Genomic DNA, 20,576 nt, shown 5'->3' on the forward strand with positions numbered 1-20,576 from the left:
GGGGACCCCGGCTCCCGCCGGACGGCGCGGGGCGGGGCCCCTGTCGGGACCCCGCCCTGCTCTCGGCGTGCTCAGCGCAGCTCGGCCGCGCCCGTCGGGGCATCGTCGAGGAAGCCGCCGGACTGGTGCTGCCACAACCTGGCGTACGGGCCGTCCGAGGCGAGCAGTTCCTGGTGGCTGCCCTGCTCGACGACGTTCCCGCGGTCCAGGACGACGAGGCGGTCCATGCCGGCCACCGTGCTCAGGCGGTGCGCCACCACGAGGGCCGTCCGCCCTTCCATGAGCCGCCAGAGCGCGTCCTGGACGAGGACCTCGCTCTCGGAGTCGAGGGCGCTGGTCGCCTCGTCGAGCAGCAGGATCGGCGCGTCACGGAGGATCGCCCGGGCGAGGGCCACCCGCTGGCGCTGTCCGCCGGACAGCTTCACGCCGCGCTCGCCGACCATGGTGTCGAAGCCGTCCGGCAGCGCGTCGGCGAACTCCGTGACGTGCGCCGCCTCGGCCGCGCGGCGGATCTCCGCGTCGGTGGCCCCGGGCCGGGCGAAGGCGATGTTGTCCCGCAGGGTGCGGTGGAACATCGCCGGTTCCTGCGGCACGTACGCGATCAGGCTGCGCAGGTCGGCCTGGGACATCCGGCTGATGTCCTGGCCACCGATCAGGATCCGGCCTGCGTCGACGTCCGTCATGCGCAGCAGCAGGCGGGTGAGCGTGGTCTTGCCGCCGCCGGACCGGCCGACGAGGCCGATCTTGGTGCCGCCGGGCACGTCCAGGTCGAGCCCCTCGAAGAGCGGCCTGGCTCCCCCGTGGGAGAAGGTCACCCGCTCGAACCGCACGTCGGCGGCGCGGGACCGCAGGGGCTCCGGGCACTCCGGGTCCACCACGGTCGGCGGGACCAGGAGGAGTTCGGTGAACTGGGCGGCCTCCGTCATCGAGCTCTCCAGACGGCGGTAGATCTGGTTGAACTCGAACATGATGCGGGTCGCGTTGGAGTAGTACGTGAAGGCGACGATGACCGCCTCCACCCCGTGGTCGCCGGCGCCGAGCGCGAGCGCCACGATCAGACCGAGCACGTTCGTGAGGACGGACATCGGCGCGACCACGGTGTCGATGCGCAGGTTGCCGTAGTCCCACGAGCGCAGCGTCAGCCGCCGCGACTCTGCGACGCGGGAGCGGTGTTCGGCCGCCTCGCGGTCCTCGGCGGCGAACGCGCGGACGGTGTCCATGTTCATGAGGCTGTCGGCGACGTGGCCCGACACGCGGGCGATCGCCTCCTCGCGTTCGCCGACGAGCACCTGACGGCGCCGGATCAGCGGCGTCACGCACACCCCCGTGACGAGGATCATCACGAGGAGACCCACGACGAGCAGCGGCTCGTACAGCCAGAGGACGACGGAGGCGAAGGTGAGCGGCACGAAGCTGCCCATGACGTTGAAGGTGAGGGTGTCGACAAACTCCTCGAAGCGGGAGGCGAAGCTCAGGACCCGCTTGGTCAGGGACCCGGCGAAGTTGTCGTGGAAGAACGCGGCGTCCTTCGCGAAGAGTTCGTCCATGCCGATGACGTAGAGGTGCTCGATGCCGAGGGCGTCGAGGCGGTTCAGGCAGTGCAGTCCGACACGCCAGAGCGCCTCGGAGAGCAGCAGGACGACGGCGAAGCCGATGACGTACGGCAGCATGGCGCCGAGCCCGGTCCCGGAGCCGTTCCCGTCGTCGCCGGAGATCCGGCCGACGAGCTTCGCGACGATCAGCGGCGCGATGTAGGCGATGCCGATGTTGCCCAGCGCCGGGAGCAGCATCGCGGGCACAGTCACCCGGCGGAGCCGGGCCAACTCCCGTCCGTAGTGTCGAAGTGCGAGCAGTACCGGGCCGCGGCCCGGCGAACCTTTGTGTGATTCAGGCGAATCCATTCCAACCCTGCTTTGTCGGACCCCCAGGGACAGAACACGCAGTGTCCCGTGGCCGTCCCACACCCGTCCACGTGTTTTTCGGGGCGCCCTTCAGGCGCGCAGGGTCACCGGGGTGGCTCCGTCGGGGCGCGCGGTGAGTCCGAACACGGCCCCTCGGGGGACGGAGCGGAAGCCCGGGGCGAAGGCTGGCAGCAGGTGCTCGAGGAGCGTCGTCGCCTCGCGGAGGGCGAACTGCAGCCCCAGGCAGGCGCGCGGGCCGATGCCGAACGGGAGGTAGCTCCCCGGGTGGGCGGGGCGCCGGCCGGCGGTGGTGAACCGCTCGGGGTCGAAGCGCTCGGGGTCCGGCCAGAGGACGGGATCCCGGTGCGTCAGGTAGGGGCACACGAAGACGTCGGTACCGGCCTCGACCGTGTACCCGGCGATCACGTCGTCCTCCGTGGCGCAGCGCGGCAGGAGCCACGCGGACGGGTGGAGGCGCAGCGTCTCGTGCACGATCGCCTGGACCGCCTGCCGCCGTTCGGGTGAACCCTCGGCGCCCGCGGCGAGGGCGCGTTCCCGCGCTTCGGGGTGGCGGTCGAGGAGCAGGTACAGCCAGGTGAGGGTGCCGGCGGTGGTCTCGTGGCCGGCGACGAGCAGGGTCACGAGCTCGTCGCGGACGAGCCGGTCGGTGTACTCGGGGCGGTTTGCGGCCGCGTCGAGCAGGACGTGCAGCAGAGCCGGCCCGTCGGGTCCGGCCGCGCCGTCGCGGGCTGCGGCGATCGCCCGGCTCGCCACGGCGTCGATCCTGGCGAGGTCCGCGGCGACGGCCCCGTCGGCGGCGGTGACGCCGGCGGGCAGGCTGGGCAGGGCGGTCACCACGGCCGCCACGGAGTCCAGGTCGCGCTCGGTGCGTCCGTCGAGGGGGTGCCCGGTGAGGGAGCGCCAGATGGTGTCGAGGGCGAAGCGGCGCATCTCGTCGGCGAGGTCGAAGACCTCGCCGGTCCGCGCGTACGCGGCCCAGCGCGCCGCGGCCGTCCTGGCCGCCGCGTCGATCCGCTGCTCGTAGTGACGCATCCCGCGGCCGGTGAACTGGGCCTGCAGCATCTTCCGTTGGCGTTGCCAGGCCTCGCCGGTCGCGGCGAGCACGCCGTCACCGATCAGCATCCGGGCCCGGTGCGAGCGCTTCACGTAGCGGTCGTGCCGGAGCGCGAGCACGTGCTGGACGGCCTCGGGCGCGGTGACGAGGACGGTCGGCCGCGGCCCGAGCGGCACCCCGGCCACGCCGCCGAGCCTTTCCCGCGCCTCGGCGAAGAGCTCGACGAGCTCGCCTCCCCGATGCCGCCACTCCGCGACCACGGCGCCGTCCAACTGGGGCACCGGGCGCCCCGCCGGGGACGTACGCGCAAAGGACCCGGCACGGGGAGGGACGGCCACGGAGCTGCTCCTTGACAGGGTCGGGCGGGCATCACGCACTGTAGGGCAGCGGACGCGGCGGGCGACAGGGCGCCTCACCCGGCCCGGCCTCGGGCGGGCTCCCGCACGGACGCGGGCCTGCGGTGCTTCTCCGGCAGCGGGGCGCGGAGTTGCTCCGGGGGCGCTTCGGCCGGGGGCGCACCGGCCGGTCCTGGGCGCACCAGCCGGCCGGGGGCCACCGGCCGGCCCGGGGCGCACCGGCCCGGGGGCGGCAGGCCGGTGACCCCGCGGGGGTGTCGGCCGGCTCAGCCCTTCCCGCCGCCGTCCGGCGATCCCGGGCCGATGCGGAGCTCGAAGTCGCCGTCGTAGCGCTCGTGGCCGGCGATCACGGCGAGTTCGACGACCTCCTCCCCCACTCGCCCGCGCACGATGAGCGGGTCCCGGCGCAGGTCGCGCATCAGCGCCACGCACATGCCGATCATCACGAGCACGAAGGGCGCCGCGACCAGGATCGTGAGGTTCTGCAGGCCGGCGAGCGCATCGCCCTGGCCGTCGCCGATCAGCAGCATGACGGCGGCGACGGCCCCGGTGACCACGCCCCAGAACACCACCACCAGGCGGGTGGGTTCGAAGGCCCCGCGCTGGGAGAGGGTGCCCATGACGATCGACGCGGCGTCCGCCCCGGACACGAAGAAGATGCCGACGAGGATCATCACCAGCAGGCTCGTGGCCCCCGTGACGGGGAACTCCTGCAGCACGCCGAAGAGTTGGCCCTCCGGCGTGGTCTCGCCGGCGAGCGCGCCCTCCTCGCGGAGCTTCATCGCGGAGCCGCCGAAGACGGCGAACCAGATCAGGCTGACCGTGCTCGGCACCAGGATGACGCCGCCCACGAACTGGCGGATCGTCCGGCCGCGGCTGATCCGCGCGATGAACATGCCGACGAAGGGCGTCCAGGAGATCCACCAGGCCCAGTAGAAGACCGTCCAACTGCCCAGCCAGTCATGGATGTTCCGGCCGCTCGTCGCCTCGGTGCGGCCGGCCAGCTGCGGCAGGTCGCCGAAGTAGGCGGCGAGCGAGGTGGGCAGCAGGTCGAGCACGATGATGGTGGGTCCGGCGACGAAGACGAAGACGGCCAGGAGCGCGGCGAGCACCATGTTGATGTTGGACAGCCACTGGATGCCCTTCTCCACGCCGGACACCGCGGAGAGCACGAAGGCGACGGTCAGCACCGCGATGATCCCCACGAGCAGGCCCGTGCCGGTCCTCTCCATCCAGCCCAGCTCCTCCACGCCGCTGCCGATCTGCAGCGCGCCGAGGCCGAGCGAGGCCGCGGACCCGAAGAGCGTGGCGAAGATGGCCAGGATGTCGATGACCCGGCCGGGGCCTCCGTACGCGCGCCGCTCGCCCATCAGCGGGACGAACACGGCGCTGACCGTCTGCCGGCGGCGGCGCCGGTAGGTCGAGTACGCGATGGCGAGACCGACGACGGCGTAGATCGCCCACGGGTGCAGGGTCCAGTGGAAGAGCGTGGTCGCCATCGCGGTCTGCATCCGCTCGGCCGAGTCGGCGGGGTGTGTACCGGGCGGCGGCGTGCCGTAGTGGGCGAGCGGCTCGCTCACCCCGTAGAACATCAGGCCGATGCCCATGCCGGCGCTGAACATCATGGCGATCCACGACACGGTCCGGAACTCCGGGCCCTCGCCCTCCTGGCCGAGGGTGATCCGCCCGTAGCGGCTGACGGCGAGCCACAGCGCGAAGACGACGAAGCCGCTCGCGGCCAGCATGAAGGCCCAGCCGCCGTTGCGGATCAGTCCGTCGAGGGCCTCGCTCGACACGCTCTCCAGGGTCTCCGTGGCCGTGGCCCCCCACACGACGAAGGCCACGGTGAGGACCGCGGTGACCCCGAAGACGATCCGGTCGGTACGGGCGCGCCGGTGCCCGTCGGGAGGCCCGGGGACGTCGGCCGTCACCGTCGGTCTCTGCTCTTCCTGCGACACGAAGCCAGCCCCCTCCGGAGCAATTCTGAATGAATCGGTGCCTACACGGCAATTACCCCCTAAGGGACTACCACAAGGACGGGGGTGCACGACGGAACGACGGCGCCGCTCTTGTCGAGGCGGGACGCCCTGTGCTGCAATCCGTGTCGAACACCTACGGACCGGGATGCTCGTCAGTCCCGGGGCGGCCCCTGGGCGCGAGGGCCGGACGGCGGGGGGTGTCGCGGGGCACGCGGCACCGGACGCCGGGCGTACGGGATCAAGGAATCCACGTACCCGCAGGAGCCGCATCATGAGCAAGTCCACCGGCAAGCACGTCCTGGCCCAGAACCAGTACGGCAAGGCCGAGAACCGCATCGTTGCCGTCAGCCGCAAGGGCAACGAGGGCGCCTGGCACGAGATCCGCGACCTGAACGTCTCCGTCGCGCTGCGCGGCGAGTTCCGCGAGGTGCACCTGACCGGGGACAACGGCAACTGCCTCCCGACCGACACCACCAAGAACACGGTGTACGCCTTCGCCAAGGAGCACGGCATCTCGTCCCCCGAGGCGTTCGCCGTCCTGCTGGCCAAGCACTTCGTGCAGTCCCAGCCGGTGATCCACGAGGCGCAGATCCGGGTCGAGGAGTTCGCCTGGGACCGCATCCCCGTACCCACCCGCCCCGAGCAGCACTCCTTCGTCCGCAAGGGCCAGGAGGTGCGCACCGCGCAGGTCACCTACAGCGGGGCGACCGGCCGGCTCCAGGTCATCTCCGGCCTGCGCGACCTGACCGTGATGAACTCGACCAACTCCGAGTTCCACGGCTACATCAAGGACAAGTACACGACCCTCAAGGAAGCGTACGACCGCATCCTGGCCACCAAGGTCACCGCCCGCTGGGCCCACTCGGTGCTCGCCGCCGGGGATGAGGACTTCGACTGGGACCAGTCGTACAAGAAGGTCAAGCGCCACATGCTGGAGGCCTTCGCCGAGACCTACAGCTACTCGCTGCAGCAGACCCTCAACGCCATGGCCGAGCGCGTCCTCGACCACTGCGCGTCCGTGAACGAGGTCCGGCTCAACCTCCCGAACAAGCACCACTTCCTCGTCGACCTGGAGCCCTTCGGCCTCAAGAACGACAACGAGGTGTACTACGCCGCCGACCGGATGTACGGCCTGATCGAGGGCACCATCCACCGCGACGGCGTCCAGCCGGTGATCGCCACGAGCGACTGGATCACCGCCTGACCCGCTCGACCAGCGGTTCCGCCCGCCTGCGGCGGCCCGGGGCGCACGCGTCCCGGGCCGCCGCCCGCCGCGGCCGGCGGCGACGCCCCCGGCGGCGGCGAGAAGGTGATCAGGGACTCCGTCGGCAACGTGATCGCCGACGGCGACACGGTCACCGTCGTCAAGACCCTGAAGGTCAAGGGCAGCCCCACCGGCATCAAGGCCGGCACCAAGGTGCGCAACATCAAGCTGGTGGACGGCGTCGACGGCCACGACATCGACTGCCGCGTCGAGGGCTTCGGCCCCATGCAGCTGAAGTCCTCGATCGTGAAGAAGGCCTGACCGGATCGAGCGCCTGAGCGGCGGGCGGCCGGCCTGGTCGGACGCCCGCCGAACGACGCCTGCACAAGGCACGTAAAGCCTGGTGCAAGGCCTGGATCCAGGCCTTGCGCACGCCGGTCGTCTCCCTCTATAAGGATCGGTGCAGGCATCGGTCGGGATGGCCGGAACGGCATCCATGCCATCGACCAGGGGGACCCTCCACTTCCCGCCGGAAGCACCGTGCGCGCCCGCGTACCGACGGAGAACGTGAGGCCATGACCGACGACAACGCCTTCCGCGATGCCATGACCCGCCTGGCGGTCGACCCCGAGTTCGCCGCCCAGTTGCTCGACGGCGAGGCCGACGAGGTGGCACGAAGACTCGGGCTCACGCCCGCGCAGGTCACCGAACTGCGCCGGATCCGCGTGGACTCCACCACCGCCGACGGACCGACCACCCTCGACGCGCGCCTGTCCAAGTCGTCCCTCTTCTTCGGCACCGGAGCGAACGCCCTCGCCCACCACGACCTACCGCTCGACACGCCGCCGCACGACGTGGCGGCCCACGACGTGGCGGCGCACGACGTGGCGGCGCACGACGTGGCGTCCACGGCCGACCCGGGCGCCGATTCCCGCGAGCTGTCCGGCGACCTCGACGCGGCGACGTCCGAGCTCAGCGGTCTGCTCGGCGACTCGCTCGCGGAGACGTCCCTCGACGACGGCAGCTCGCTGCTGGGCGGCCTCGGCGGTCCGGGTGGTCTGGGCGGCGCGGACGGGCTCGGCGGCTCCGGTGACTTCGGTGACTTCGGCTCCTTCGGCGACGGTGACGCGGACTTCGGCGACCACGGTCCCGGTGGGTTCGGAGACGGCCTGGGCGGCGGCGACTTCGGGGGCGGCTTCGGCGGGGGACTCGGCGACGGGCCGGGCGACGGCTTCGGCGGCGGAGGACTCGGCGGGCACGGAGGCGAAGGGGACGGCTTCGGCAACGGCCTCGGCGGAGGCCTCGGCGGAGGGCTCGGGGAGGGGCCGGGCGACGGCTTCGACGGCGGACTCGGAGGCGGAGAGGGCGGCTTCGGTGACGGCCTCGGGGGCGGAGAGGGCGGCTTCGGCAGCGGAGAGGGCGGCCTCGGGGGCGAGTTCGGCGGTCACGGCGGTGGCTTCGACGGCGGGCTCGGTGGCCACAGTGGCGGCTTCGACGGTGGAGGCGGCGAGGGCGGCTTCGGCGGTGCGGGCGGCGGTGCCGGCGACTTCGGGCACGGCGGCATCTACGAGCGCGGCGAAGGCGAAGGAGGAGGCGGCGACTCCGGCGGCAACGGCGGTGGCGGCTCCGGCGGCGGTGACAGCGGCGGCAGCCAGGAGAACGAACGTCGGCCCAGCGGGGGCGGCGGCGGCAGCGGCGGAGACTCCGGCGGCGGTGGAGACTCCGGCAGTGGCGGCAATGGCGGCGAAGGGGGCGGCCACGGCGGCGGAGACAGCGGTGGCGGTGGCGAGGGCGGCGGCCACGGCGGCGGCGAAGGCGGCGGAGACTCCGGCGGTGGAGACTCCGGCGGTGGAGACTCCGGCGGCGGCAGCCAGGAGAACGAGCGGCGGCCCTCCGGGGGCGGCGGCAGCGGCGAGCCCGGAGGCGGTGACGGAAGCGGTGGGTCCGACGGCGGTGACGGAAGCGGCGGGTCCGGCGGCAGCCAGGAGAACGAACGCCGGCCCAGCGGGGGCGGCGGCAGCGGCGGCGGGGACGGCGACGGGCAGGGCGGTCGCGGCGGCGGCCGCGCGGACACTCCCGCGCCCGAATCCGACGGCGCGGGCGGCCGCGTGATGCGACCGGGCGGTCTCGACCGGCTGGGCGGCGGCCACCTGCACGGCAGCGGACCCGGCACCGGACCCGGCCACGCCTCGCCCGGCGGCCTGTCGGGCGGCTCGTTCACCACCGGTTCCTGAGGCGGCGGAGCCGCACCATGCTCTGCCATGCCTGTCGCGTGCACGTGCGGCGCGACTTCCCGTACTGCCTGCGCTGCGGCACCCTCCGCCGCGGCGCGGCCCCCACGGCGTTCGCCGCTCCCCAGTTGCGCGGCCTCGACGCCCCCGACCTCCTCGTCCCGCTGAGCGGTACGGTCACGACGCTGGGCCGGGACGGCGAGAACGACGTCGTCCTGTCGGACGGCAGCGTGTCGCGCCGCCATGCACGCGTCGTCCGGGACGGTGCGGGCTTCCGAGTCGAGGACCTGGACTCGTTCAACGGCACGACCGTCGCCGGCGAGACCCTGCACGGCGGGTCGGCCCGCCTCCAGGACGGTGCCGAACTGTGCGTGGGCGACGTCCGGTTGGTGTTCGAGCAGCCTCGGGACGCGCGGATCGGCTCGCGAACGATGGTGGTCGGCACCCAGCTCACCGAGCTGCCGCCGGCCGGCGGACCCGAGGCGGAGGTGCCCGAGGCGCACGGCCCGCTCACCGCGCGCCCGCGCCGCCGCGGCGGGTGGGCGCTCAAGCGGCTGCCCGCGGACGGCCGAGGGGCGTCGGAGCCGCAGTGGGTGCTGAGCAACACGCGGACCGGTGTGTACCTGCGGCTCGACGAGCGCGAGGTGTTCCTGTGGAACGCCCTGGACGGCGAGAACACCGTGCGGGACCTGCTGTTCGCGTACGCCGACCGGTTCGGCGAGCTGGCGCTGCCGCGGATCGAGGCCGCGCTCGGGGCGTTCGAGGGCGCCGGTCTGCTGCGCGGCATGCCGGGCCGGAAGGACGAGCGGGACGCGAGCCGGATGCGACGCCTGGGCAGAGCGGTGTACCGGGCCCTGCTCAAGCTGGAGGTGTCCGTACCGGGCCTGGACGGCGCGGTGACCCGCCTCTACGAGGGCGGAGGCTGGCGGTTCTTCACGCCTACCGGAGTGGCACTGGTCTGGCTGTCGCTGGTCGGCGGTCTGGTGGTGTTCTTCGCGGAGGCGCAGGGACGGCAGCACCTGCTCGACTTCGGCGGCGCGGGGACCTGGGGACCGGTGGCGCTGGCCACCGGGTACGTCACGGCGCTGGTCGTGCACGAACTCGCGCACGCCCTGGCCGTGAAGTCGTACGGCCGCAAGGTCCGGCGCGGCGGTTTCCTGCTCATGATGGGGATGCCGTTCGCGTTCGTGGACACCAGCGACATGTGGTTCGGCACGCGCTGGTCACGGGTGGTGGTGGCGCTGTCCGGTCCGTTGTCGACCGCGGCCCTGGCGGGCTGGTGCGCGGCGGGCGCGGCGTACCTGCCGGTCGGCCCGGCCTCGGCGGTCCTGTTCCATCTGGCCTTCGGGCTCTATCTGAACACGCTCTACAACGTCAACCCGCTGATGCCGCTGGACGGTTACCAGGCGCTCACCGACGCGCTGCGCGTGCCGCGGCTGCGTGAGGAGGCCGGCGCGTACTTCCGCGCCGGCCTGTGGCGTGACCTCCGGGCGGGCCGTCGGCCGGGGCCGCGCCAGGCGGGCATGGCCGCGTACGGCCTGGCGGTGGTCGTGGGGACCTACGGCTTCCTGGTGCTGGCGCTGCTGGCCTGGCGCTCGCGGCTCGGGGAGTGGCTGGACGGGCGGGTGTCCGAGCCGTGGGACACGGTGATCGTGGCGGTGGTCGTCGCGCTGGTGGCCTTCCCGGTGTGGGCGGCGCCCGCGCGGTGGCTGGTACGGGTGGTGAAGCGGCGCCGTGAGGCGGCCGGGCGTCCCACGCGCCCGGCGGTGGACGGCGCGGCCCTGGAGGGGACGGCATGACAGACGTACGGGGCGGGGCGCCGGCGGACGGCGGCTGGGAGGTGCCCGGCTGCGGGACCGTGCGGACGCTCGGCCAGGGGGCCGGGGGCCGGGTCGTCCTCGCGCGGCACGAGGCGACGGGCGGGCCCGTGGCCGTCAAGTACCTGAGCCGACGGCTGCACGGCGACCAGGAGTTCCTGGCCCGCTTCCGTGCCGAGGCGCGGCTGCTCGGCGACCTGCGGCACCCCTGCGTGGTGCGGCTCTACGAGTACGTGGAGGCCCGGCGCGGCGCGGCGATCATCATGGAGGCGGTCGACGGCGTGACGCTGCGCGCGCTGCTGCGGGAGCACGGGGCGACCGGTCCGGAGGCGGCGCTGGTGCTGTTGAAGGGTTCCCTGCTGGGCCTGGGAGCGGCGCACGCGGCCGGGGTGGTGCACCGCGACTACAAGCCGGAGAACGTGCTGGTCCGTGCCGACGGTTCGAGCACGCTCGTCGATTTCGGCATCGCCATCCGCGCGGGCCGTGAGACGGAGACCGGGGGCACGCCCGCGTACATGGCACCCGAGCAGTGGGACGGTGCGCCGGCGGGCCCGGCGAGCGACGTGTACGCGGCGGCGGCGGTCTTCTACGAATGCCTCACCGGCCGGCGCCCGTTCCGCGCCGACGACCTGATCGCGCTGCGGCTGCAGCACCTGCGCGCTCCGGTCGACGTGGACGACGTCCCCGAGCCCGTACGGGATCTGCTGCGCAGGGGCATGGCCAAGGACCCGGCGGACCGGCCGGGCGTCGAGGCGTTCCTCGCCGGACTCGAACGCGCCGCCGGCGACGGGTACGGCGCCGGCTGGGAGGCACGCGGCCGCCGCCGTCTCGCGGAACTCGCCGCCCTGCTCGCCCTGTTGTTCCCGTTCGCCATGACGGGCGCGGTGTACGAGGTGACGCCGGCGCTGACCGTCCTGGGCCGCCTGCGGCGCGGTCTGGGGAAGGCGGTCGTCGGGGCGGCGCTCCTCGCCGTGATCGGGACGGGCGCGGTGAGCGTCGCGAGGGCCGGGACGGACGACACCACGACGACGACGGCGAGCTCGGTCCCCTCGGGGGCCGTGACGTCCGGCTCCCCGGTGACGCCGACCGCCTCCCTCTCGCCGACGGCCTCCGCCACCGGCACGCCGTCCGCCGGCGCGTCGACGGACCCGACGCCGGGCGGGACGACGACGCCCCCGGCCACGGACGGCACACCGACCACCACCCCGCCCCCGGACGGCGGCTCCGGCGCCACCCCGTCGACCGCCACCGCGCCGCCGAGGACCACCGCGACCGCGGCGCCGACGCCGGGCACGATCACGCTCGTCATCGACGCCTGGCGGCGGGGGCCCCGCCCGAGCACGCTGGTCGCCGACGTGACCGTCCGCACCACGGGCACGGGTCCGTTGACCCTCCTGGCGGAGTTCTACGTCAACACACCGGACCAGTCGTACGGTTCGCAGTCGCGCCGCCTCTCCGGCGGCACGGAGTACTCCGTGAGCTTCGAGGCCGACTTCTCCAACCACCCCTGCCGGGGCACCTGGAACGTCGCGATCAGCAGCAGCCCGCAGTCCGCGAGCGGCCGCCGGACGTCGTCCTTCGACGCGCCGCCGTGCTGAGCGCCCACCGCACCGAGGAGAACGGAACACGATGACGACACCCCCGCCACCGGCCACGGTCGCCGGTCGTGCCCTGTCGGACTGGGCACGTGACGGGCGGTTCGGCACCTGGCACGCCCTGACCTCCGGCGACGCCGGGGAACCGCCGCTCGGCGTGCTGCGCGTCGACCGCGCCCTGCTCGCACGCGAGGGTGCGCGGGCACGCCTCGCCGCCGCGGTGGTCGCCGTGACGAAGCTGCGTCTGCCGGGCCTGCCGGCCACCGTCGACCTGGTGCGGGAGGCCGGGGACGTCTGGCTGATCGTCGCACGCCCGCCGGTCCGCACGGTCGCGGACCTCCTCGCCACGGGCGCGCCCGGACTGGACGAGGGCAGCGCGGCGAGCGTCCTCAACGAGACCGCGCAGACCCTCCTCGCCCTGCACGCGGCGGGGCTCGCCCACGGCTCGCTCACCCCCGACCGCGTGGTCCTGGCCGCGGACGGCACCGCCCTGCTCGCCGAGGCGGCACTGGCCGCGCCCCTGACCGAGGGGAACCCGACCGCCGCTGCCCAGGCCGACGACATCGCGGCCTGGGCGGCGCTCGCCCGTGCCCTCGGCACCGCCTGGGCGGCCCCCGGGACCCCTGCGGCGGAGCTCTTCACCCGTTGCTCCGCCGCGGCCGAGTCCGCCGGCCTGGCCGCCGCCCGCACGACGCTCACCTCGGGTCGCACGGCACTCCCCCGGGACTTCCTGCGCCGGACCGCCTTGCGCACGGCGGCGGCTGCGGCGCTGGCGGAGCTCCTCACGGAGCGGACGACGCCGGATGCCTCGGGGGCGGGGAGTACGGCGGCGGAGGCCACGGTGCCAGTGGCCGCGGAAACGGCCGCCGCGGGTGACCAGGCCACGGTCCTGGGCAGGCGGAACCGGACCGGCTCCGCGCCGGCGCCGACCGCCGACACGTCCGCGGCCGCCGGTCCCGACGCCCCCGATGCCCCCGGTGATCCCGACGAGATAGTCCTGCGCTTCGGTCCCGGCGTCCCCCGCGACGAGGAGGAGCGGCTGCGCTCCCTGTGGGCGGCCCCTGCCCCGACGCCCTCCTCCGAACGCGGGCGCCGTCGGCGGCGGCGAGCAAGCCTGATCGGCGCGACCGCCGTTCTGGCGGCGGCGGCCGTGGCCCTGTGGCTGCTCCTGCGCCCGACGCCCGGCCCGGCGGTGCGGGCGGCCGCGGTCCGTGCTCCGGCAGCACAACTGACGTGTGGTCAGACCGCGGACGTGACCGGCGTCGTGACCACCGACGGCAACGCCGGCCCCTTCACGTACCGCTGGCTGCGCAGTGACGGCCAGGCCTCGGGCGACCTGACCCGTACGGCCCGGCGCGGTGAGCACGAGGTCGAGGTGCACCTCCGGTGGACGGTCCGCGGCCCCGGCTCCTTCCGCGGCACCGCCCGCCTCCAGGTCCTGCGCCCCACCGCGTCGCCCCTGGAGGCGGAGGCCACCTTCACGTACTCCTGCCCCTGACCGCCCCGGTGTGATCCGGAGGACCGGTCCTTCGCATCCCCTAAGGCCGGGCGACGCGGGTCAGTTCGCAGCTCCCGTTCGCGCAGGAGCGGCGCAGCCGCCCGGCCGACACGGTCTCCATGAGGCCGATCGCCCAGCACATCGGGCAGCCGCGCAGCGCGACCAGGCCCACCGGGGCGAGCAGCAGGCTCACCGGGCCGACGACGGGCAGCAGGGCCAGGGACGCGACGATCGCGCCGAACCCGAGGGCGCCGCGGGCCAGATGTCGCGGGACGGTGGCGCTGGCGAAGCGCCCGGGCGTCGGCGCGTCGTGGCGGACACCGGCGGCGCCGGGTGCACGGCCGGTCATGGGGTCGGGTGTTCTCACGGCGGTCCGGTCAGGCGTCATCGTCGGCTCCCCTCGATACGGTCGGTTCGTCGCGCAAGGCCTCGCGCACCGTCGCACGGGCCCGGTGCAGGCGGGACTTCATCGCGGCGGTGCTGAGCCCGAGCCGGTCGGCGACGGTACGACCGGGCAGGCCCTGGATGTCCCGCATGACCAGCACCTGCCGCTGGTCGGCGGGCAGGGTGGCGATGGCGGCGGCGACACGCTCGGCCTCCAGGCGCAGCAGGACGTCCTCCTCGGCGGACCGCGCGGTGCCGCCGACCGCCTCGGACCGGGCGGACGTGCCGAGCCCTTCGGCCGTGCCGAGCCGGTCGAACTCGTCGGCCGGTCCGCGCTGGAGCAGCGAACGAGCCCGGCGCAGGCACTCGTTGCGGACGATCCGGAACATCCACGACGCCAGCGCCCCGGAGGCGCGCAGCATGCCGATCTTGCGATAGAGGATGATCAGCGCTTCCTGAGCGGCGTCCTCGGCGTCCTGGGGTGTCGCGCACAGCGTGTGCGCGAACCGGTGTACGTGCGGGTAGGAGCCGTACACCAGCGCGGTGAGCGCCTCGACGTCACCGCGCTGCGCCGCGGCGACGAGGGTCGCGCCGGGCCAGGTGTACTCAGCCACGCTGACGCCTCCGGCGGCGCAGCACGGTGACGGTGCACGCGCACAGCAGCACGGCGGCCGCGACGGCGATGACGACGGTGGTCATGGGGTCCTCCTGGTGGATTCGGGCGGGCGGACCCGGTCGTCCGCACGCCTATGAGAGGCGCACCAGGCACGAAAGGATTCAGGTTCGTTCCGACGGGCGCGAAGGCGGCGTGGTCGAGGCGGACGGGGCGAGGCTGCCGGGGCGAAGCGGCCGGCGCCGATCAGCGAGGATACGCGGCGCGGGCCGGGTCCCCGTCCGGGGCTGGGGCCGGGCCCGGGTCCGCGTCCGGGGCTGGGGCCGGGCCCGGGTCCGCGTCCGGGGCTGGGGCCAGGCCCGGGTCCGCATCCGGGGCTGGGGCCAGGCTCGGGTCCGCATCCGGGGCTGGGGCGGGGCCCGGGTCCGCATCCGGGGCCGGGCCCGGATCCGCGTCCGGGGCCGCGTCCCGGAACGCCGCCGCAACCGTCCGTGACCGGGCGGGGGCGGAGCCGGTCCGGATCCGCCTCCGCCGAGACCGCTTCCGGAAGGTGTTCTAGCGTGGAGAGGGACACGCACCGCGCGGCGGCGAGGGCCGGGACGTGCTCCGTCCGGCCCGCCGCACACGCGCGCGGCGTCCGATCGGCAGGTGAGAGAGATGAGCGGCACGGCCGGCTCGGCCGGCGACGGAGTCCACCAGCACGACGTGATCGTGGTCGGGGCGCGCTGTGCGGGCGCACCGACCGCGATGCTGCTGGCTCGTCTGGGGCACCGGGTCCTCCTGGTCGACCGGACGACCTTCCCGAGCGACACGATCTCCACGCATCTGATCCATCCGCCCGGACTGGCCGCGCTGGACCGGTGGGGGCTGCTGGAGCGGGTCGTGGCGACGGGGTGTCCGCCGATCGACACCTACGCGTTCGACCTCGGGCCGTTCGCCATCGTCGGGTCGCCGGCCGGAGAGGGCTTCGAGGCCGCGTACGCCCCGCGCCGTACGGTCCTGGACAAGATCCTCGTCGACGCGGCCGCGGAGGCCGGAGCCGAGGTACGCGAGGGATTCACCGTCGAGGAGCTGCTGTTCGACGGTCCTGCGGTGACCGGGATCAGGGGCCACGGCAAGGACGGTGGTACGGCGGTCGACCACGCCCGCGTCACCGTGGGTGCGGACGGACTCCACTCGTCCGTCGCCAGGGCCACCGGCGCCACCGACTACGCGGAGAAGCCGAAGATCAACGCCTACTACTACACGTACTGGGCCGGGCTCGACCTGCACGGAAGGTACGAGGCGTACGACCGCGGCGACTGCGCCTTCGCCGCCTGGCCCACCAACGAGGACCTGGCGCTGGTCGTCAGCGGCTGGCCCATGCGCGACTTCGAGGCCAACCGGGGCGACGTCGAGGGCAACTACCACGCCACGCTGGCCCGTGCGCCGGCCTTCGCGGAGCGGGTCGCGCGGGCCACCCGGGCCGAGCGGTTCGTCGGGACGGCGGTCCCCAATTACTTCCGCAGACCGTACGGTCCCGGCTGGGTCCTGGTCGGCGACGCGGGCTACCTCAAGGATCCCATCACCGCCCAGGGCATCCAGGACGCCTTCCGGGACGCGGAGCGGTGCGCCCGCGCGCTCGACGACGTGCTCGCCGGCCGCCGGTCCTTCGACGAGGCGATGCGGGAGGCGCAGGTGGCGAGGGACGCCGAGGTGACGAGCATGTACGAGTTCACGGCCCAGTTCGCGACGATGGAACCCCCGCCCCCCGAGATGCGGGAACTGCTCCACGCCGTGTCCCGAAGCCCGTCGGCGTCCGACGAGTTCGTCAGGGTCACGGCGGGGATGAGCCCGCCCGAGGAGTTCTTCGGGCGCATGCAGGAGCGGATGAGCGGGCAGACACCCGACGCCGCCTGATGCCCGACGGGCCGGGTGCGCAGGACCTGGTCACCACGGGGAGACGAACGGCGGCCCCGGTTCCCGCGGCCGGGCTCCACCGAGCCGCCGCCCGCCTCCCAGTCGGACATCGGCGACTCCGTCATGTCCGGGTAGGCACTGAACCGGCTCTCGCGGATGAGCGCGGCCGGCGAGCGCAGGAAGTCCGCCGGCGGGTCGTCGCGCGGCTCGCGCGCGCCAGCCGGTCGCGGTACTCGGCGGGCCCGGTCCCGAACGCCTCGGTGCCGACCTCGTCGGCCAGGAGGTCGAGCAGTGGGACCAGCGCCGCCGAGGGCATCGTTCGTGCGGTGGCCCGGGAGTCCTGCAGGAAGCGGGACAGCCGCCGGAGTTCGTCCTCCAGCGGTGCGGCGCCCGGGTTGCGGGACACGACGGCGATGTTCAGGAGGAGCGCCACCGCACCTTGGGTGAGGAACTCGGCGTGTTTCCTGGTCACGTGGCGCATGTCGGGGCGGGGGCGTTCAGGGCGGCCTGGACGTGCTTCTGGGCGGCCGGCAGGTCCGGGAACGCGGAGGCGTCGACGCCGCCCTGGTCCCGTCCGCGAGGTCGTTGCCGAACCGGTTGTCGGGGTCCCGGGACTGCTCGTCGAGCGGGGCGAACTCGGCGGGCGGGGAGCCCGCGCCACGAGGCTTTCCGGCCAACTCGGCGCTGTCGGCGCCGCCGGGTACGGTGGCTCTGCGCGCGCCACGAGACGGGGCCGCGCGGTCGCGGAGTCGTGCGACGGGCGGACGGGGTGAGGGGGACCGGTGGCACCGAGGCCGGGTGGTGAGACGGACAAGTTCGGCAATCGCTACGAGGGCGCCTGGACGATCAGGCACGCCCTGTACGTCCTGCTGGGACACGGTGACTCGCTCACCCTCGAGCCGAACGGAATCCTGGGCGAAGGTACCGAGTTCGCCTACCGGCGCGACGGGCGCACCGAGGTGCACCAGGTCAAGCGTCAGAACCGGAACGCCAACAGCTGGAACGTCGCGGCCCTGGACGCGAAGGGGATCTGGCGTCACCTCCGCACGCACGCCGAAGCGGGGCACGACTTCCACTTCGTCTCCCTGGTGCCGGCCCGGCCGCTCCAGGAGCTCGGCGACCGCGCCCGGCGGTCCGACGACTTCCCCTCCTTCGTCCGGGACTGGCTCACGGACGGACTCCGTGCCCCCTTCGACGAACTCGCGGTCCCCCGGATCTACGGCACTCCCGAGACGGCGTGGCGCATGCTCCGCGCCCTATGGGTGGAGTGGCCCGACGAGCGTGACGTGGTGGACGTCAACACGGCCCTCGCCGAGCGGGTCCTGGCCGGGGCTCCCGGCCGCCTGGCGGCACTCGCCCTGGGGGACCTCCTCCTCAACTCCCTGGGGACGCGCCTCGACGCGGCGCTGCTCGCGGACCGACTGCCGCAGTACGGGCTGCGCCGCGTGGTCCCGCCGGAGGGCGGCGACGCCGTGGCCCCGTCGGCGGGCGGGGCCGTGCGGGCGGCCCCTCCCGCAGCTCCTCGGACCGCCTCCGCCCTCTCCGGGCTGCCGGCCCCGTCCGGCACGTTCACCGGGCGGGAGGGCGCCGTGGACGAGCTGCTCGCCGTGCTGGACCCGGGGACGGTCGGCGAGGGGCCGTCGGTCCACGTCGTCGCCGGACTCCCCGGGGTCGGGAAGACCGAGTTGGTGCGGCAGGTGGTCCATCGCGCACATGGACGGGACGGATGGTTCGACGGCGTCCTCGCGGTCGAACTCTACGGATACGACCCCGCTCGCCGTCAGGGCCCCGACGAGGCGCTCGCGTCCATGCTCCGGGGGCTGGGCGTCGACCACCAGCACATCCCCGTGTCCCTCGAGGACCGCGCGCGCCTGTACCGGTCGACGCTGCGCGACCTGGCCGACCGGGGGCACCGCACCCTGGTCGTCCTCGACGACGCCATGGACGGCGAGCACGTCCGGCCCCTCCTCCCCGGTGACGCGCGCACCCCCGTGCTGATCACCTCCCGGCACACGCTGTCCGACCTGGACGCCCGTCTGCACGACCTGACGGTCCTCGATCCCGTGGACTCCGTCGGCCTGCTCCGCCTCGTCCTGCGCGCGAGCCGGGGCGAGGCGGACACGCGGGTCGACGACGCACCGGACACCGCCGAGGCCATCGCCCGGCAGTGCGGACACCTGCCGCTGGCGCTGCGGATCGTCGCCGCCCTCCTGGCGGACCAGCCGGCCCGGCCGCTGTCCTCGATGGCCCGGGCCCTGGACGACGAGCAGCGCCGCCTTCGTCGGCTGAGCCGGGGAAACCTCGCGGTACGAGCCGCCTTCGAACTGTCCTACCGGCACCTGCCGCAGGACCAGGCACGGCTCTTCCGGCTCTTCGCGCTCAACCCCGGACCCGACGTCTCCACCGAGGCCGCCGGCCGGCTCTGCGATGTCGACCCGGACACGGCGGAGGAGCTCCTGGAGGCCCTGGGGCGCGGCCATCTGGTGCAGAGCACGGCCGTCTACGGCCGGTGGCGCATGCACGACCTGATCCGGCTCTACGCGGACGAGACCGGGCGGGCGGAGCACGCCGGCGACGACCGGGCCGCCGCCTCGGAGCGGCTGCTGGGGCACTACGCGGACCGCCTGGAGGAGGCGCACCACCATCTCGTCCCGGGACGGACCCCGGCACCCCGGTTCGCCGACCGGACCGCAGCGCTCGGCTGGCTGGACGAGGAACGGGCCAACCTCGTCGCGGTCATCACCACGACGCCCGGCCCCTCGGGGTCGTCCGTCGTCCGGGCGATGGCGGCGCGCATCGGCCCCTACCTCAAACTGCGCCGCGGCTACGCCGAGTTGACGGCCGTCTACGACAGCGCGCTGCAGCACGTCCCCCCGAGCGGCCCCGCCGGCTTCCGTGCCGCGTTCCTCGACGCGCGGGCCGGCGCCCTGAGAGGACTGAGGCGGTTCCCCGAAGCAGTCGCCGCACACGAGGAAGCCCTCCGCGTCCACACGGCGGAGGGATCCGTTCTGGGCGAGGCGGAAGTACTGACCAACCTCGGGTACACCCTGCACGAGATGCGTGACATCGAGCGGGCGGTGCCCCTGCTGCACAGGGCCGTCGTCCTGCAGGGCAGGGCGGGAAACCCCCAGGGTCAGGCCGCCGCGCTCAACAACCTCGGACGTTCCCTGAGCGAGTCGGGCCGCCACGAGGAGGCGGTGGGCGCGTACCGCCGGAACATCGAGATCTGCCGTCTCGTCGGTGACTGGTACAACGAGGCGATCGTCCAGAACAATCTCGGCATGGCCCTCAGGGAACTGGGGCGGGCCGGCGAGGCCGCGACCGCCCACGCGGCCGCTCGCGACGGCTTCCGACGGGCCGACGACCACCATGGAGTCGCCATGGCCCTCAACAATCTGGGTACGGCGCTGCGTGAGGGCGGACTCGGTGACGGGTCGGACGTCCTCGAGGAGGCACTCGCCCTCTGTCGCGACCTCGGGGACAAGCGCGGCGAAGGCATCGCCCTCGGCAACCTGGCGACCGTCCGGAGCGAGGCGGGCGCGCCCGCCGAGGCCGCTCGTCTGCTGACGAGGGCGAGCGACCTCCTGGAGGAGGTCGGCGACCCCCACGCGCAGGCCACGGTGCTGATGAACCTGAGCGACGCGTGGGAGGCGCTCGGGCTGCCGGACCGCGCCGTCGAGGCGATCCGCGAAGCGATCACGCTCTTCCGGGCGGTCCGGGACCGCCACGAGGAGGGGAGGGCACTCCTCCTGCTCGCGTCGGCCGTGCGGGCGACCGACCCGGAGGAGGCCGTCTCGCTCGGTACGGCCGCGGTCGCCGCGCTCGGCGGGACCGACGACGAGGCGCTGACCGAACAGGCGACGGCACTCGTGAGCGCGCTGCGGGAGTCCGGCGAATCCGACGGACTCCCGGCGGGCACCCGGCCCGGCCCGCCGCCGCCGACGGCGTGCGCGCACTGTCGGGGCGACGGGGGGTGAGCCGGCGACCCCTCGCTCCCGGGAGCGAGGGCCAGGGGTGTCCTCGG

The 20,576-nt window shown here is 74.2% G+C and carries 13 protein-coding genes and 1 pseudogene; 8 read left to right on the forward strand and 6 right to left on the reverse strand.

Annotated elements, in window-relative coordinates:
• Positions 1-71: 71 nt before the first annotated feature.
• The 3 genes from AB0M16_RS25925 to AB0M16_RS25935 form a co-directional block, all read right to left on the reverse strand.
• Entirely contained in the window at positions 72-1,901 is a 1,830-nt protein-coding gene (locus tag AB0M16_RS25925) for an ABC transporter ATP-binding protein (RefSeq protein WP_365346870.1), read from the reverse strand.
• Positions 1,902-1,991: 90 nt separating this feature from the next.
• On the reverse strand, positions 1,992-3,257 hold the full coding sequence (locus AB0M16_RS25930) for a cytochrome P450 (protein WP_365346872.1): 1,266 nt from the start codon (positions 3,255-3,257) through the stop codon (positions 1,992-1,994).
• 341 nt (positions 3,258-3,598) lie between these two features.
• Positions 3,599-5,263 carry a BCCT family transporter gene (locus AB0M16_RS25935; RefSeq protein ID WP_365346874.1) on the reverse strand — a complete coding sequence of 555 codons (1,665 nt, stop codon included), beginning with the start codon at positions 5,261-5,263 and terminating at the stop codon, positions 3,599-3,601.
• Between the two features lie 319 nt (positions 5,264-5,582).
• Between AB0M16_RS25935 and pucL the strand changes: the two genes are divergently transcribed.
• From pucL to AB0M16_RS25965, 6 genes and pseudogenes are all read left to right on the forward strand, one after another.
• On the forward strand, positions 5,583-6,515 hold the full coding sequence (gene pucL, locus AB0M16_RS25940) for a factor-independent urate hydroxylase (RefSeq protein ID WP_365346876.1): 933 nt from the start codon (positions 5,583-5,585) through the stop codon (positions 6,513-6,515).
• 102 nt (positions 6,516-6,617) lie between these two features.
• Positions 6,618-6,836: pseudogene (locus AB0M16_RS25945) on the forward strand (alkylphosphonate utilization protein); the annotation flags it as partial.
• Between the two features lie 254 nt (positions 6,837-7,090).
• Complete coding sequence (locus AB0M16_RS25950) at positions 7,091-8,749, forward strand: hypothetical protein (RefSeq protein ID WP_365346878.1); 1,659 nt, start codon at positions 7,091-7,093, stop codon at positions 8,747-8,749.
• Positions 8,750-8,787: 38 nt separating this feature from the next.
• The gene (locus tag AB0M16_RS25955) at positions 8,788-10,545 is read left to right on the forward strand and encodes an FHA domain-containing protein (RefSeq protein ID WP_365346880.1); all 1,758 of its coding nucleotides are present in this window, start codon (positions 8,788-8,790) and stop codon (positions 10,543-10,545) included.
• Positions 10,542-12,161 carry a protein kinase gene (locus AB0M16_RS25960; protein WP_365346882.1) on the forward strand — a complete coding sequence of 540 codons (1,620 nt, stop codon included), beginning with the start codon at positions 10,542-10,544 and terminating at the stop codon, positions 12,159-12,161. The genes AB0M16_RS25955 and AB0M16_RS25960 overlap by 4 nt, the downstream gene beginning before the upstream one ends.
• Before the next feature lie 31 nt (positions 12,162-12,192).
• Positions 12,193-13,656, forward strand: a complete 1,464-nt coding sequence (locus AB0M16_RS25965) for a hypothetical protein (RefSeq protein WP_365346884.1) — start codon at positions 12,193-12,195, stop codon at positions 13,654-13,656.
• A gap of 40 nt (positions 13,657-13,696) precedes the next feature.
• On the opposite strand, the gene AB0M16_RS25970 is transcribed toward AB0M16_RS25965, so the two are convergent.
• Positions 13,697-14,005, reverse strand: a complete 309-nt coding sequence (locus AB0M16_RS25970; protein WP_365346886.1) for a hypothetical protein — start codon at positions 14,003-14,005, stop codon at positions 13,697-13,699.
• Positions 14,006-14,033: 28 nt separating this feature from the next.
• Positions 14,034-14,654 (reverse strand): sigma-70 family RNA polymerase sigma factor, encoded by a 621-nt coding sequence (locus tag AB0M16_RS25975; RefSeq protein ID WP_365346888.1) that lies wholly within the window; start codon positions 14,652-14,654, stop codon positions 14,034-14,036.
• 656 nt (positions 14,655-15,310) lie between these two features.
• Between AB0M16_RS25975 and AB0M16_RS25980 the strand changes: the two genes are divergently transcribed.
• Positions 15,311-16,552 (forward strand): NAD(P)/FAD-dependent oxidoreductase, encoded by a 1,242-nt coding sequence (locus tag AB0M16_RS25980; protein WP_365346890.1) that lies wholly within the window; start codon positions 15,311-15,313, stop codon positions 16,550-16,552.
• Positions 16,553-16,673: 121 nt separating this feature from the next.
• On the opposite strand, the gene AB0M16_RS25985 is transcribed toward AB0M16_RS25980, so the two are convergent.
• Positions 16,674-17,024 (reverse strand): hypothetical protein, encoded by a 351-nt coding sequence (locus AB0M16_RS25985; RefSeq protein ID WP_365346892.1) that lies wholly within the window; start codon positions 17,022-17,024, stop codon positions 16,674-16,676.
• A gap of 310 nt (positions 17,025-17,334) precedes the next feature.
• Here AB0M16_RS25985 and AB0M16_RS25990 point away from each other — a divergent pair, with 310 nt between their 5' ends.
• Complete coding sequence (locus AB0M16_RS25990; RefSeq protein ID WP_365346894.1) at positions 17,335-20,529, forward strand: tetratricopeptide repeat protein; 3,195 nt, start codon at positions 17,335-17,337, stop codon at positions 20,527-20,529.
• The last annotated feature ends 47 nt before the right edge of the window (positions 20,530-20,576 follow it).

Origin of the sequence: Streptomyces sp. NPDC051921 (assembly GCF_040680975.1) — a bacterium.
Lineage (GTDB): Bacteria > Actinomycetota > Actinomycetes > Streptomycetales > Streptomycetaceae > Streptomyces.

Coding starts and splice junctions, on each gene's coding strand:
- AB0M16_RS25950 (WP_365346878.1), top strand. CDS start 7,091: ATGACCGACGACAACGCCTTCCGCGATGCCATGACCCGCCTGGCGGTC.
- AB0M16_RS25960 (WP_365346882.1), top strand. CDS start 10,542: ATGACAGACGTACGGGGCGGGGCGCCGGCGGACGGCGGCTGGGAGGTG.
- AB0M16_RS25965 (WP_365346884.1), top strand. CDS start 12,193: ATGACGACACCCCCGCCACCGGCCACGGTCGCCGGTCGTGCCCTGTCG.
- pucL (WP_365346876.1), top strand. CDS start 5,583: ATGAGCAAGTCCACCGGCAAGCACGTCCTGGCCCAGAACCAGTACGGC.
- AB0M16_RS25925 (WP_365346870.1), bottom strand. CDS start 1,901: ATGGATTCGCCTGAATCACACAAAGGTTCGCCGGGCCGCGGCCCGGTA.
- AB0M16_RS25970 (WP_365346886.1), bottom strand. CDS start 14,005: ATGACCGGCCGTGCACCCGGCGCCGCCGGTGTCCGCCACGACGCGCCG.
- AB0M16_RS25980 (WP_365346890.1), top strand. CDS start 15,311: ATGAGCGGCACGGCCGGCTCGGCCGGCGACGGAGTCCACCAGCACGAC.